Origin of the sequence: Aestuariibius insulae (assembly GCF_040783535.2) — a bacterium.
Taxonomy (GTDB): Bacteria; Pseudomonadota; Alphaproteobacteria; order Rhodobacterales; family Rhodobacteraceae; genus Aestuariibius; species Aestuariibius insulae.
This window is the reverse complement of sequence record NZ_JBFONW020000001.1, coordinates 1-12,367: the sequence shown is the minus strand read 5'-3', so window position 1 is coordinate 12,367 and position 12,367 is coordinate 1. Positions and strand designations below refer to the sequence as shown.

Annotated in this window: 15 protein-coding genes; 11 read left to right on the top strand and 4 right to left on the bottom strand. The window is 61.3% G+C overall.

What is annotated here, in order from left to right:
• Positions 1-51 precede the first annotated feature (51 nt).
• Positions 52-834, bottom strand: coding sequence for a Crp/Fnr family transcriptional regulator (locus AAD018_RS00075; protein WP_367314174.1), 783 nt, complete (start codon positions 832-834; stop codon positions 52-54).
• A gap of 149 nt (positions 835-983) precedes the next feature.
• On the bottom strand, positions 984-1,271 hold the full coding sequence (locus AAD018_RS00070) for a YggT family protein (protein WP_367314175.1): 288 nt from the start codon (positions 1,269-1,271) through the stop codon (positions 984-986).
• Between the two features lie 112 nt (positions 1,272-1,383).
• On the opposite strand from AAD018_RS00070, the gene AAD018_RS00065 reads away from it, so the two are divergent.
• The 5 genes from AAD018_RS00065 (at position 1,384) to AAD018_RS00045 (ending at position 5,867) form a co-directional block, all read left to right on the top strand.
• Entirely contained in the window at positions 1,384-1,953 is a 570-nt protein-coding gene (locus AAD018_RS00065) for an acyl-CoA thioesterase (protein WP_367314176.1), read from the top strand.
• A 70-nt stretch (positions 1,954-2,023) separates the two neighbouring features.
• Entirely contained in the window at positions 2,024-3,421 is a 1,398-nt protein-coding gene (locus AAD018_RS00060) for an MFS transporter (RefSeq protein WP_367314177.1), read from the top strand.
• Entirely contained in the window at positions 3,388-4,308 is a 921-nt protein-coding gene (gene mepA, locus AAD018_RS00055; protein WP_367314178.1) for a penicillin-insensitive murein endopeptidase, read from the top strand. The genes AAD018_RS00060 and mepA overlap by 34 nt, the downstream gene beginning before the upstream one ends.
• Positions 4,281-5,156, top strand: coding sequence for an esterase-like activity of phytase family protein (locus tag AAD018_RS00050; protein WP_412005146.1), 876 nt, complete (start codon positions 4,281-4,283; stop codon positions 5,154-5,156). The genes mepA and AAD018_RS00050 overlap by 28 nt, the downstream gene beginning before the upstream one ends.
• A gap of 84 nt (positions 5,157-5,240) precedes the next feature.
• Positions 5,241-5,867, top strand: coding sequence for a queuosine precursor transporter (locus tag AAD018_RS00045; protein ID WP_367314180.1), 627 nt, complete (start codon positions 5,241-5,243; stop codon positions 5,865-5,867).
• A gap of 255 nt (positions 5,868-6,122) precedes the next feature.
• On the opposite strand, the gene AAD018_RS00040 is transcribed toward AAD018_RS00045, so the two are convergent.
• Complete coding sequence (locus AAD018_RS00040) at positions 6,123-6,515, bottom strand: SpoIIAA family protein (protein WP_367314181.1); 393 nt, start codon at positions 6,513-6,515, stop codon at positions 6,123-6,125.
• A 63-nt stretch (positions 6,516-6,578) separates the two neighbouring features.
• On the opposite strand from AAD018_RS00040, the gene arfB reads away from it, so the two are divergent.
• The 4 genes from arfB (at position 6,579) to AAD018_RS00020 (ending at position 8,683) form a co-directional block, all read left to right on the top strand.
• Complete coding sequence (gene arfB / locus AAD018_RS00035) at positions 6,579-6,995, top strand: alternative ribosome rescue aminoacyl-tRNA hydrolase ArfB (protein ID WP_367314182.1); 417 nt, start codon at positions 6,579-6,581, stop codon at positions 6,993-6,995.
• A gap of 39 nt (positions 6,996-7,034) precedes the next feature.
• On the top strand, positions 7,035-7,211 hold the full coding sequence (locus AAD018_RS00030; RefSeq protein ID WP_367314183.1) for a nicotinate phosphoribosyltransferase: 177 nt from the start codon (positions 7,035-7,037) through the stop codon (positions 7,209-7,211).
• A gap of 718 nt (positions 7,212-7,929) precedes the next feature.
• The gene (locus tag AAD018_RS00025; RefSeq protein WP_367314184.1) at positions 7,930-8,226 is read left to right on the top strand and encodes a hypothetical protein; all 297 of its coding nucleotides are present in this window, start codon (positions 7,930-7,932) and stop codon (positions 8,224-8,226) included.
• 235 nt (positions 8,227-8,461) lie between these two features.
• Positions 8,462-8,683 (top strand): hypothetical protein, encoded by a 222-nt coding sequence (locus AAD018_RS00020; RefSeq protein ID WP_367314185.1) that lies wholly within the window; start codon positions 8,462-8,464, stop codon positions 8,681-8,683.
• A 402-nt stretch (positions 8,684-9,085) separates the two neighbouring features.
• Here the strand turns inward: AAD018_RS00020 and pncB are convergent, their stop codons facing one another.
• Positions 9,086-10,378 carry a nicotinate phosphoribosyltransferase gene (gene pncB / locus AAD018_RS00015; RefSeq protein ID WP_367314186.1) on the bottom strand — a complete coding sequence of 431 codons (1,293 nt, stop codon included), beginning with the start codon at positions 10,376-10,378 and terminating at the stop codon, positions 9,086-9,088.
• Between the two features lie 127 nt (positions 10,379-10,505).
• Here pncB and AAD018_RS00010 point away from each other — a divergent pair, with 127 nt between their 5' ends.
• Positions 10,506-11,264 (top strand): hypothetical protein, encoded by a 759-nt coding sequence (locus AAD018_RS00010; protein WP_367314187.1) that lies wholly within the window; start codon positions 10,506-10,508, stop codon positions 11,262-11,264.
• Positions 11,261-12,190 (top strand): methionyl-tRNA formyltransferase, encoded by a 930-nt coding sequence (locus AAD018_RS00005; protein ID WP_367314188.1) that lies wholly within the window; start codon positions 11,261-11,263, stop codon positions 12,188-12,190. Before AAD018_RS00010 ends, AAD018_RS00005 begins: the two co-directional genes overlap by 4 nt.
• The last annotated feature ends 177 nt before the right edge of the window (positions 12,191-12,367 follow it).

Below are 12,367 nucleotides of genomic sequence, written 5' to 3'. Positions count from 1 at the left end.
GCGATATCCTTCCCATACCGGGAATCGGTAAACAAGCGACATAGACGCGCGCTAGATCTGAAACTCGGCCAGATGTTCGAAATCGAAATGGGACATCTCGCTGAGCGCCTTGACGTCATCGAGATGCACATGATCCCGTTCGAGCGTGATGATCTTGCGCTGCCGGAGATCCATGAGCTGACGGTTCACATGGACGATGCTGAGCCCCAGCGTATCGGCGAGATCGGCCTGGGTCATGGGAAAATCGAGCCACTCGCCATTGGTTTCTCCGATCAGGCGCATTCGCGATCTAAGCTCAAGCAAAAGATGGGCGATCCGCTGTTGCGCGCCCAGACGGCCCAAACGGACGGCCTGATCGCCGAGGATGGCGAATTCCCGTGCGGTGCACCAGCTAAGGCCCGCCGCGAGAACCGGGAATTTCTGCGAAATCTCGAGCATACGGCGCGGATCGACGACGGCCACCTTGCAGTCCGTCAGGGCAGCGGCGCTGTAGGTCGCCTTGCTGCGAAAATTGACATGCAGCCCGAGAATATCGCCGGGCAAGACGTAACTGAGGATCTGTCTGCGCCCCGACGGGAGCAGAACGTAGCGCTTCGCCCAGCCTTCCATCATGATGAAGGTGGTTCGCAGATCATTGCCGTCGGTGATGAAATCAGTGCCCGCTGCGATTGCGAGAGTGTTGTTTTGAAGCCCTTCGAGGAAATCGATTTCCTCCTGCGATAACAAGGAGATGGCGCCAAGCTTACGCACGATCGCGCTTTGATCGTCGGACGGCTGCAGATCCGCGACGATCCCGGGTCTTGTACCCTCTATGTTCTTCTTACGTTCTGACATGTGTAAGCTTTTTAACTTAAGTTAAGTGTAAGCCTGTGGTTTACACTTTAGCAGAGCTAAGTCGGAATCGCGACGAGGCACGAAAAATGCGCGAAAAACCTTGAAGTTTTTCGGCAGAGTTCCCACGCGAGGCGGAATGCGCCTGGTCTTTAGACGAGGAGGGCGATGTTGTTTCGCAGGATGATCTCGAGCGCGATGATGGCGAAGAGCACGATCAGCGGCGACAGATCAAGGCCGCCCATCTGGGGCAGCCGTTTTCGGATCGGGGCATAGACCGGTTCGAGCAGACGCTGGAGACCGTACCAGATCTGCGAGACGATGGGCTGACTAAGATTCAAGACCTGAAAGCTGATGAGCCAGCTCAGGATGAAATGCGCGAAGATCAGAAGCTTTGCGATCCCCAGCGCCATCAGCAGAATTTCGATCAGTGATACCATCGTCGTCTCCTTGGTCCGGCCAGAGAGGTAGGCGTTTGCAAGCTGTGTCACAAGGGGCGCTTGACGCCCGATAGGGTGCGTGGTGAGAGCGGCGGGCAAAGGAGAGCTGCCGATGTACCCGTTCATTCGACTGGCCAAGGAAGTCTGGATCCACCGCAAGACGCCGGAGCTGCCGGTGACCGGGACCCATGTGAGCCATCATCGGTGCTGGCCGCAGGACCTCGATGGGTTTCTGGAGATGAATAACGGGCGGATCCTCACGATCTTTGATTTGGGGCGGTTCGGGTTGGCCCGGCGGGTTGGATTGCTGCGGGTTCTGCGTCAGGAGCGCTGGGGCTTAAGCATGGCGGGCGTGTCGGTGCGCTATCGCAAGAGGATCACGCCGTTCACCCGGTTCCGGATGGTGAGCCGGGCCGTGGGCTGGGATCACCGGTTCTTCTATATCGATCAGCAGATCTGGATCGGGGAGGATTGCGCGGTGCAGGCGCTTTACCGGTCGGCGGTTGTCGAGCGCGGAAAACTGGTGGATCCAGGGCGCGTCTTTGCCGCCTTGGGACGCGAGGAGCCGAGCCCGCCCTTGCCGGACTGGGTCGGAGCCTGGATCGAGGCGGATGCGACGCGGCCCTGGCCGCCCGAGCCTGTGGATCCGGGCGATGAGGGGTCTGAGCGCCACACGATCTGACGCATCTGAACGCGCCGCTTGCCAGAGAGGGGGCCGGTCTGTCTTATCGCCGTCAAGGGCGGGAGACGGTATGGGCCAGATCAGTAAGACAAAACGCATCCGGGGCTGGATCGCGTTCGATTTCGCGACGCAGCCGTACTATACGCTTGGGCTGACCTTTATCTTCGGGCCCTATTTCGCAGCGGTGGCGACGAGCTATTACGCGGGGCTGGGACTGGACGAGACGGCGGCCGATGCGCGGGCGCAGTCGATCTGGTCGCTGGGGCAGACGATCGCGGGGCTTTTCGTGGCGTTCACGGCGCCGATCCTCGGCATTCTGGCGGACCGGGCGGGGCGGAAGATCCCTTATATCGCGGTGTTCTCGCTGTTCTATTTCGCGGGCGCCTGGTCGATGTGGTTTCTGACGCCGGATGGGAGCACGCTGATCCTTGTGCTGGTGCTATTCTACGTCGGGTTCATCGCGGGCGAGAGCATGCTGAACTTCGTCAACGCGTTTTTGCCTGCGCTGGGCGAGGATGAGGAAACGGGCAGCATTTCGGGGACCGGCGCGTCGATCGGCTATGTGGGCGGGGTGATCTCTCTGTTTATCATGCTGCTCTTTCTGGCCGAGAACGAGACGGGCCGGACGCTGATCGGGCTGGAGCCGCTCTTTGGGCTCGATCCGGAAGCGCGGGAGGGGACGCGGTCGGTGGGGCCGCTGATCGCGATCTGGTTCGCGGTCTTCATGGTGCCATTTTTTATGTATGTGCGCGACGAGGTCGGGCCGAAGATGGCGCATAAGGTCGGCAGCATCGGGTCGGAGCTGAAGGTGCTGGCGCGAACGGTCGTGCGGCGGCGCAGCCTCGGGGCGTTTCTGCTCTCCTCGATGCTTTATCGGGACTCGCTCAATGCGCTTTATGCCTATGGCGGCGTCTATGCGACGCTGGTGCTGAACTGGTCAATCACCCAGATCGGTGTGTTCGGCATCGTGGGCGCGATCACGGCGGCGGTCGTGACGTTTCTGGGCGGACAGGCGGACAAGAGGTTGGGGCCGAAGCCGGTCATTATCGCCTGTATTCTCGCTTTGATCACGGTGACGACGGTCATGGTGGGGATGTCGCGGGAGATGTTCTTTGGTGTGGCGCTGGACGAAAGCAGCACCTTGCCGGACATCGTCTTTTACGTCTGCGGGGCGATCATCGGTGGCGCGGGCGGCGCGATCTATGCCGCGTCCCGCTCCATGATGGTGCGTCATACCGATCCGGCGCGCCCGGCAGAAGCGTTCGGGCTATTTGCGCTGTCGGGCAAGGCGACGGCGTTTCTGGCGCCCGCGCTGATCACGCTCTTCACCTGGTGGCTTCAGGATCCTCGACTGGGTTTCATTCCGGTGATCTTTCTCTTTCTTTTGGGCCTTCTTTTGTTAGGCTGGGTCAACAAGAACGGAGATCGAGCCGAATGGTCCGCCCCCTTATCGCCGCAGCCCTCCTGACGCTTCTGACCGCCTGCGGGGGGGAGGAGACCGCCGAGACCACGACGCAGGTCTCGACGCAAAGTCAGCCCGCCAATAACGGGGACGGCCGGATCGCCAAGCCGCTTTTCGGGGCCGAACGCGTGGCCTCGCAGCAGCAGCCCGCCCCTTTGGGCGGTTATGCGAGGGGCTGTCAGGCCGGTGCGGTGCAACTGGCCGAGACAGGACCGACCTGGCAGGCGATGCGATTGTCCCGCAACCGCAACTGGGCGCAGCCGAGTGCGGTGGATTTCGTGCAGGAGCTGAGCCGGTTCGCGGCCACGCAGCCGGGATGGAACGGTCTTTACATCGGCGATATGAGCCAGCCGCGTGGCGGCCCGATGCTGACCGGACACCGGAGCCACCAATCGGGGCTCGATATCGATATCTGGCTGCGGCCCGCCGATCGGCTTAACCTCAGCCAGACGGCACGAGAGAATATCTCGTCCATTTCGATGCGCCGGGCCAAGGGGGCTTATACGAACGATCAATGGACGCAGGCCCACATGAATATCATCCGGGAGGCGGCGAAGGATCCGCGCACGGCCCGGATCTTTATCTTTCCGGGCGCCAAGGTCGCGATGTGCAACGCCGAGACCGGCAACCGCGATTGGCTGCGCAAGATCCGGCCCTGGTGGGGCCATCACTACCATTTCCACGTGCGTCTGAATTGTCCCGCCGGTGCGACAGGATGCGAGAACCAGGCGCCGCCTCCTGCGGGCGATGGCTGCGCGGATGCGGAGCAGTGGGTGCGCAACATCCTGAACCCGGCGCCGCCTGACCCGAATGCCCCTGCGCCCGCGCCGCGGCGCGAGCTGATGATGTCCAACCTGCCCGCGCAATGCGGTGCTGTGCTGACCTCGAACTGATCGTCTTGCTGCGGATCTGCCTTTTGGCGCTGCTTTGCGCCGGGTCGGCCTGCGCGAAGCCGGACCTTGTCTCGCATCTTGTGCTGACTGCGCAGAGCGACGCGTTCGGGGGGTTCTCTGCCATTGAGGTGTCGGAGGATGGCGCGCGCTTTACCGCGCTGACGGATCGGGGATCTTTGGCGACCGGCACACTGATGCGGGAGGGCGATGCGCTGACCGGGGTGACGGATCTTGAGTTCCGTCCGCTCGAGCAGGTCGGACAGGCCGGGTCGCTGCCGCGCAAGATCGACAGCGAAGGGCTGGCGTTGGCCGGGGATGGCGCGCTGTTCATCTCGTTCGAGCTGGTCCACCGGGTCTGGCGCTATACCGAAGCGGGCGGCGGGGAGCGTCTGCCTGCCCATCCCGACTTCGACAATTTCCAGATGAATTCGGGGCTGGAGGCTTTGGCCATCGACACGGATGGCGCGCTCTATGCGGTGCAGGAAAGGTCGGGCGCTAAGGATCGACCCTTCCCTGTCTATCGCTTCGACGGCGCTGCTTGGTCAAAGCCCTTCACCATCGCCCGGCGCGGGGAATATCTGCCGACGGGTGCGGATGTTCACGGGGGCCGCTTGTATCTGCTCGAGCGCGGCTTCACCGGTTTCGCCTTTCGAAGCCGGATCCGGAGCGTCGCCTTGGACGGCACCGATGAGCGGGAGCATCTGGAGACGGCGATCTTCGATCACGGCAACCTTGAAGGGCTGTCGATCTGGAAGGATGCGGGCGGCGCGCTGAGAGCGACGATGATCTCGGACGACAACTTCAACCCGCTTCAGACGACCGAGATCGTGGAGTACCGGCTGGATTGACGGACGGCCCCGGGTGATCTAGGCAGCCGCGTCCGCCGTGCTGGCGGGCCAAGTGCCGCACCCTTGTCAAAACGGAACAGCTTCATGACCCGCACCCTTTTGCCTGGCATCATCGCCATGGCCCTCATCGTCGTTTCCTCCAACATCCTCGTGCAGTTCCTTCTGCTGGACGGGTTGCTGACATGGGGGGCGTTCACCTATCCGTTCGCGTTCTTGGTGACGGATCTGATGAACCGGCTTTACGGCACGGCGGCGGCGCGGCGCGTGGTGCTGGTAGGGTTCGCTGTCGGGATCGTCTGCTCGCTGATCGGCTCGCAGATCATGCTGGAGTTTGGACCGGCGGTGCCGCTTAGGGTCGCTGTCGCCTCGGGGACGGCCTTTCTGGTCGCGCAGTTTCTGGACGTGGCGATCTTTGCGCGCCTGCGGGAAGGCGCCTGGTGGCGTGCGCCGCTGGTCTCGTCGCTGTTGGGATCGACGGTGGATACGGCGCTCTTCTTCTTCATTGCCTTTTCCGCGGCACTCTCGTTCGGCGCGGCGGATATGGCCGTGAGCTGGGCGCAGGAGTCGATGCCGTTCCTGACGGTGGGACCGATGGTGCCGCTTTGGGTCACGCTGGCGGTCGCCGACTGGAGCGTGAAGCTGGCGATCGCGCTGATCGCGCTGATCCCGTTCCGGCTGATCGTCACGCATCTGCGACAGACCGCCGCCTGACGCCCCTCATGGTATTTTTCGTTTGGCGGATCGCAAGATCTATGGCAGCGTTCGGTCAGGCGAAACATTCAGAAAGGAGGTGATCCAGTGATCAGAGAAGCATTGGAGATACGTGTCGGGACAGCTTGGGAGGTCCGCAACTAGGCAATCCTAGGGGCGACAGCCTGTCAGGTGGACGAGGTTCTAACCGACCCACCTCCGTCATTCTCGAAAGGGCCGTCACGTCGCCGTGGCGGCCCTTTTTGCGCTGGGCTATTAGGCGGCGGTGCGTTCGGCGCCGACTTCGCGCCAGGCGATGTGTTCGTTGTCGCGCGAGAAGGTCTGCGCGTCGACGGGGAGGATGGCGCCCATAACCTCGATCATCTTTTCGGCGGGTTCGGGGGCGCCGACAACGACGTATTTTCCGACCTTGGAGACCGAGCGGATGCGGGATTTCAGCGCTTCCCACGAAAAGCCCGCGCCGGCCTCTGATCCCTCGTAATCATCGAAGATCATTAGCATATTCACCGTCTCGAAGCGGTCGAACTGGTCGTTCATGTAGTCGGCCATGGCTTCCATGTCGGTGCGGGTGACTTCTCCGGTGATGTGGAAGGCGAAGACGTGGGGCTGGGACGTGGGGGCTTCTTTGATGGAAGGCAGCTGGAGCATGGCGGGATCCTTAATGTTTGATAGAAGGGGAACGCCCGGTGCGGGGAGGCTGTTCCGAGAGGGATGATGCGGATCAACGATAAAATTTCGCTGGAAGACTGGGAGGTTACGGAGCAGTTCATGCGCGCTTCGGGGCCTGGCGGGCAGAACGTGAACAAGGTCAACAGCGCTGTCGAATTAAGGTTTGAGGCGGAGCGATCTCCGAACTTGCCTGATTCGGTTAAGAGGCGGCTGCGACGTGTTGCGGGGCGGCGGTGGACTAAGGATGGGGCCATGGTGCTTCAGGTGAGCGAGGAGCGGTCGCAGCAGCGCAACCGGGAGATTGCTCGGGAGCGGCTGAAAGCCCTTATTCTCAAGGCGCTCGAGGTGCCGAAGCGGCGGGTCAAGACGCGGGTGTCGGCGAATCAAAAGCGCAAGCGGGTGGAGGCCAAGAAACGGCGGTCCGAGATCAAGGAGGGGCGCGGCTGGGAGAAATTGTGAGCCGCGCTAGATGCTTCGGGAACCACGAGGAGAGAGACGATGACCGAAGACCCGAAACCGTCCCGCGGGATGCCGCGTTCGCTGATTTATGTCCTTATTCCATTGGGGTTCGTGCTGATCATCGGGTTTCTGATGCTGGGCGGCGCTACGGTGAACGAGCTTGAGGATCAGGGGCAGACACCGGACGTTCTGGAGACCGAACCGGCGGAAGATTAGGCCCGGAGGGGCAGAGAGGTTAACGGCTCGAGGGGCCCCGAAAACGGGATGTCGGCATCCGGGCGGCATCCGGTCGGCATGTGGGAGGAGGCACTTTCGCCCAAGACCGAGGGTTAACGGAGCGCGCGGTGGAGTGCGGTTCGGAACGCATAAGCGGAGGCTTACGGGTCCGGGTGCCCGGGCGGCGACTTATAAGTGAAGGCTTATGGGTTGGGTTTGGACGGGTGAGGGCTCTGTCGCCAAGGGGGGGTCGGCCGGTTGGTTGGGCCCGGTGGGTCTTGGACCGGGCGGGGTGAGCGTTTGCCGCTGGGTGGTGCAGAGGTTGCTTGGGCTATGCCTGCTTTTGCTGTGGGGTGATGGGTGAAACAGCTACCCTACGTTTGCTGGGACGTCTGAGCCAGAGCTCATGGGTCGGTTGTTAAACCAAGCTATTTCGTTGGTAGAGACGTACAGAGGGGCTAGGAGGCCTGTTACATATCGGTAACTAACTGGAGGTTGATCGTCGACGGAGGGCAAACGTTCACTCTGATTTTGCTTGGTTGATATTTCGATTGTTCGATCTGGAAATCCCATAACCCTTTGAAAATATTGTGTAAGTGGAGGGGTGTCGCAAAGGCTAGTTCTGTTGCGAAGAGTTGATTATCTGTAGGACGCGTGCGAAGTAGAAGATTCATGCTTTCGACACTATTTAGTATTCTAATATCAACGGAGGTGTTCGATGACTAAGCTCGAGGAAAAATCTATCGATGATGTCGTGCGTAGCCTTGTCTCGGAGCGCTTCGATGGGATCACGATTGTAGATGTGAACATTGAAGAGGACGTCGATTTCGACGGAAATCCCATCCTTCGTGTGTCAGTTGTCTATGATGCGAAGGACGACACTTCCGCCGGTCGTAGCTTTGCTGGCCTTCTACGCAATCTTCGACCGGCTTTACATGGTAGGGGTGAAGAACGTTTCCCTGTAATGTCGTTTGTTGATTCTTCTGAGGTAGGAGTGCTTCCTGGAGCCGCTTGATCTACTCGCTACTGCAAGAAGGTTAGCAAGACTGGGAGGAGGGAAACCTCGCCAGACAGACCTGAAGCGTGCCATGAGTACTGTCTACTACGCTCTGTTTCATGCACTTTGCAGACAATGCGCTGACTGTCTTATCGGAACTCAGAGCTCTGATCGCAGTAACGCTGCGTGGCGACAAGCATATCGCGCAGTTGGGCATGGTTACGTTAAGAGTTGTTGTGAAAATCAAAAAGTCATGAAGAAGTTTCCGAAAGAAATTGAAGATTTTGGCAATGCGTTTGTAACTGCTCAGATCAAAAGGCATTCTGCAGACTATGATCCGGAATATCGGATTCTTCGATCAGAAGTCCTCGCAGACATCGACTCAGCGGGTGAAGCGATAAGGGCATTCAAAAAATGCTCGATCAAAAGCCGTCGTGCCTTCGCTGCTTGGGTTACGCTAACAAATCGTAAATAGGTACAATCACTAGACTCAGTCTACGATCAGCGGGTATATGTTGTGTGGGTTCTCGAATCGAAGAGCATCGAATGGACGATGTAATTCGGCATCGAGAGCGACAGGCTCAACCTGTCTACTTTGCCAAAGGAGAAGACCAATGGCTAAAAGTACCAAGAAAATCGGACGGAGCGCCAAGACTGGCCGCTTCACGACGATCAAGAAGGCTCAGCAACAGGCTTCCACGCATGTTGTTGAGACGATTAAAAAGCCCAAGTAAACGGGCTTCAGGGCGGTTTCCTTCCAGGGGCTCCGCCCTGTTTTCATACAGAGAAGCATTCTAAGAAGCAATGGACTGGTTTTTTCTCTCCTTTATGACGCTCTCTAAGTGCTTTAATTAATTGGAAATATTAAACGAAATTCTCAGACCACAACCTCCATCTCCGCCTGCTCTCCGACCCCAAACACACGCTTGTACCGCTCTACCTCCGCCTCAGGCCCCATCGCCTTGCGGGGGTTGTCGGAGAGTTTGACGGTGGGTCTACCCTCCGCCGCGACGGCTTTGCAGACCAGGGAGAAGGGGGCGAGGGCGTCTCCTGATGTGAGGCCCCGGAAGTCGTTGGTCAGCAGCGTGCCCCAACCGAAGCTGACCCGGGTGCGGCCTGCGAATTGGCGGTGGAGCTCGGCGATTTTGGCTTCATCCAGACCGTCGGAGAAGATGATGAGCTTCTCGCGAGGATCCTCTCCGCGCGATTGCCACCAGCGGATGGCGGTTTCGGCGCCGGTCGCGGGATCCCCTGAGTCGATGCGGATGCCGGTCCAGCCTGCCAGCCAGTCGGGGGCGTTCTGCAAAAAGCCCTCGGTTCCGTAGGTGTCGGGGAGGATGATGCGCAGGTTGCCGTCATGCTCTTCGTGCCAGTCGGAGAGCACGTCGTAGGGGGCGCGGGCGAGCGCAGTGTCGCCTTCCGCCAGCGCGGCATAGACCATGGGCAGCTCATGGGCGTTGGTGCCGATCGCTTCGAGGTCGCGGTTCTTGGCGATCAGGCAGTTGGAGGTGCCGGTGAAGGCTTGGCCCAGCCCCTCCTGCATGGCCTGCACGCACCAGTCCTGCCAGAGGAAGGAGTGCCGGCGGCGAGTGCCGAAATCGGCGATCCTCAGATCGTCGAGCGCGCGCAGGCGTTCGATTTTCTCCCAGAGCTTGGTCATGGCGCGGGCGTAGAGGACCTGAAGCTCGAACTTGCCCATCGTTTCGAGAACCGCGCGGGAGCGGAGCTCCATCAGGATGGCGAGGGCCGGGATCTCCCAGAGCATGACCTCGGGCCAGGGACCTTCGAAGGTGAGCTCGTACTGATCGCCGACGCGCTCCAGGTGGTAGGGCGGCAGGCGGAGGTTCTCGAACCAGTCCATGAAGGCGGGGGTGAACATCTGGCGCTTGCCGTAGAAGGTGTTGCCGCGCATCCAGGTGCTTTCGCCCCGGGTGAGGGAGAGGGAGCGGACGTGGTCGAGCTGTTCGCGCAGCTCGCCTTCGTCGACGAGGGTGGCGAGCGGGATATGGGTGGAGCGGTTGATGAGCGAGAAGGTGACCTGCGTGCGGGGGCTGCGCCGGAAGACGGATTGGCACATTAGGAGCTTGTAGAAGTCGGTATCGATGAGGGACCGGACGATCGGGTCGATCTTCCAGCGGTGGTTCCAGACGCGGGCGGCGATATCGACCATGGCATTCCTTTCGGGCCAGATCGTTAGAGCGCGGGGCCGCGGCGTTGGCAAGGGCGCGCCGGGTCCCTTTCCGTCGCCGGGCTTTCATGGCAGAGACAGGGGAACGACAGACGAGCGACAGGCGCAGATGACACAGACCGCACGCCAGATCGAGGCGGGCCGGGAGATCCGGTTCGATTACGACGAATACGCGCAGATCCTGGATGCGATGGCCCCCCGGATCGTCGATTTCGAGGCGGCGGCGGGGCGGGACCGGTTCGTGGTGCTGCGCCATGATGTGGAGTTCGATCTGGACCGCGCTGTGGAGATGGCGCGGATCGATGCGGCCAAGGGGGTCGCGTCGAGCTTTTTCGTGCAGGTGGCGAGTGACGCCTACAATCCAGCGGGACCTGCGGGGCGCGCGGCTTTGACCGAGATCCGGGCTTTGGGGCACTGGGTGGGGCTGCATCTGCACCGGATGGGGCTGGGGCCGGAAGATCGCGCGGCCTATGAGGCCGAGATCGCCGCGCAGGCCGGGATGCTGGCGCAGGCGCTGGGCGAGCCGGTAACGCGGATGAGCTATCACCGACCCGCGCCCTGGCAGCTGGAAGAGCGGTCGGATCACGTCTGCGGTCTGCTCAATGCCTACGGGCCCTCGTTTTTCGAGTTCAGCAAGGCACCTGCGGAGATTGTCTATAGCTCGGACAGCCAAAGGGATTGGCGCTACGGTCATCCGCTCGATCTAGTGGACCGGCCGAAGGTGCAGCTTTTGATGCATCCGGACGAATGGACCGCCGCTCCGGTGACGATGGCGGGCAATTTCGCGGCCCTGACGGACGATGCGAGCGCGCGGTTGCAGAGGACCTTCGAGGCCGAGTGCAAGCATTATGCCAAGAGGCATACGTGACGGCGTCTCTTGCTGTTTTTGGCAACAAGACCACGACCGAGACGCTTCTGCGCCATCTGATCGAGGGAGACATCACGCCGGATCTGGTGATCACGCTGGGCGCCGCGGCGCGCGGCAAGGTCGCGATTGCGGGGGCGAGCGACAGTCTGGGCGATCTGTGCCAGACGGCGGGAATCGAGGTTTACGAGGCCGAGAGCTATGCGCTCTCTTCCACGGCGGATCGCGCGTTTTTTGCCGGGCGGGACTTTGGGCTGGGGCTGTGTACCGGATGGCAAAGGTTGATCCCTCAGGCCGTTCTGGACCGGTTCGCGGCAGGGGTCTTTGGCTGGCACGGAAGCCTCATGGCCTTTCCGCATGGGCGGGGGCGGTCCCCGCTCAACTGGTCGATCCGGCTGGGCGGAGACCGGGTTTATCACAATTGTTTCCGCTATCGCGCCGGCGTCGATGACGGGCCGGTTTTCGAGATGCAGGTTCTGCCGATCACGCCCGAGACCGAGATCGCAGATCTTCAGGGCGCGGCGCTCGAGCATATCAAGGCGAGCGCGGTGGAGGTTATCCGGGCCTGCCGCTCCGGCTCGCTGGAGGAGCGGCTGATCGAGCAGCCGCCGGGGCCGTCGGTGATGCTGCCAAAGATCACACCCGACGATGGGCGGCTGACCTTTCAGCGCAGCGATGCGGCGGCCCTGTCCTGCCTGATCCGATCCTGCGCGCGGCCCTTTCCGGGCGCTTTCGCCACGGTCAATGGAACGCCCGTCGCGCGGATCTGGCGCGCAACGGTGCTCGAGGTGGACGGCCCGCCCGGGCAGGTGCGCCAGGCCGAAGACAGCGCGATCCTGATCCCGGCCCGCAACGGATCGCTCCGGATCGACGAGCTTGACATGCTGGCGGGGTCCTCAAGGGCGCTGGATGGCGCGGTGCTTGATTAAAAGAGCGGTCCGGTTGGGGGACGCCCTAAGTACGTTTGGGTCCGTTGATCATTCGCCCTGGCGCATGGGGTGGGAGGGCCAGGCTCTGTCAGGCAGCCTCTTTCGCGTCGCTGAACAGGTTCGGGACGAAGGCGATCTCATTTGCGACACGGCGCTCGCATCCTGCGAAATGGCCGG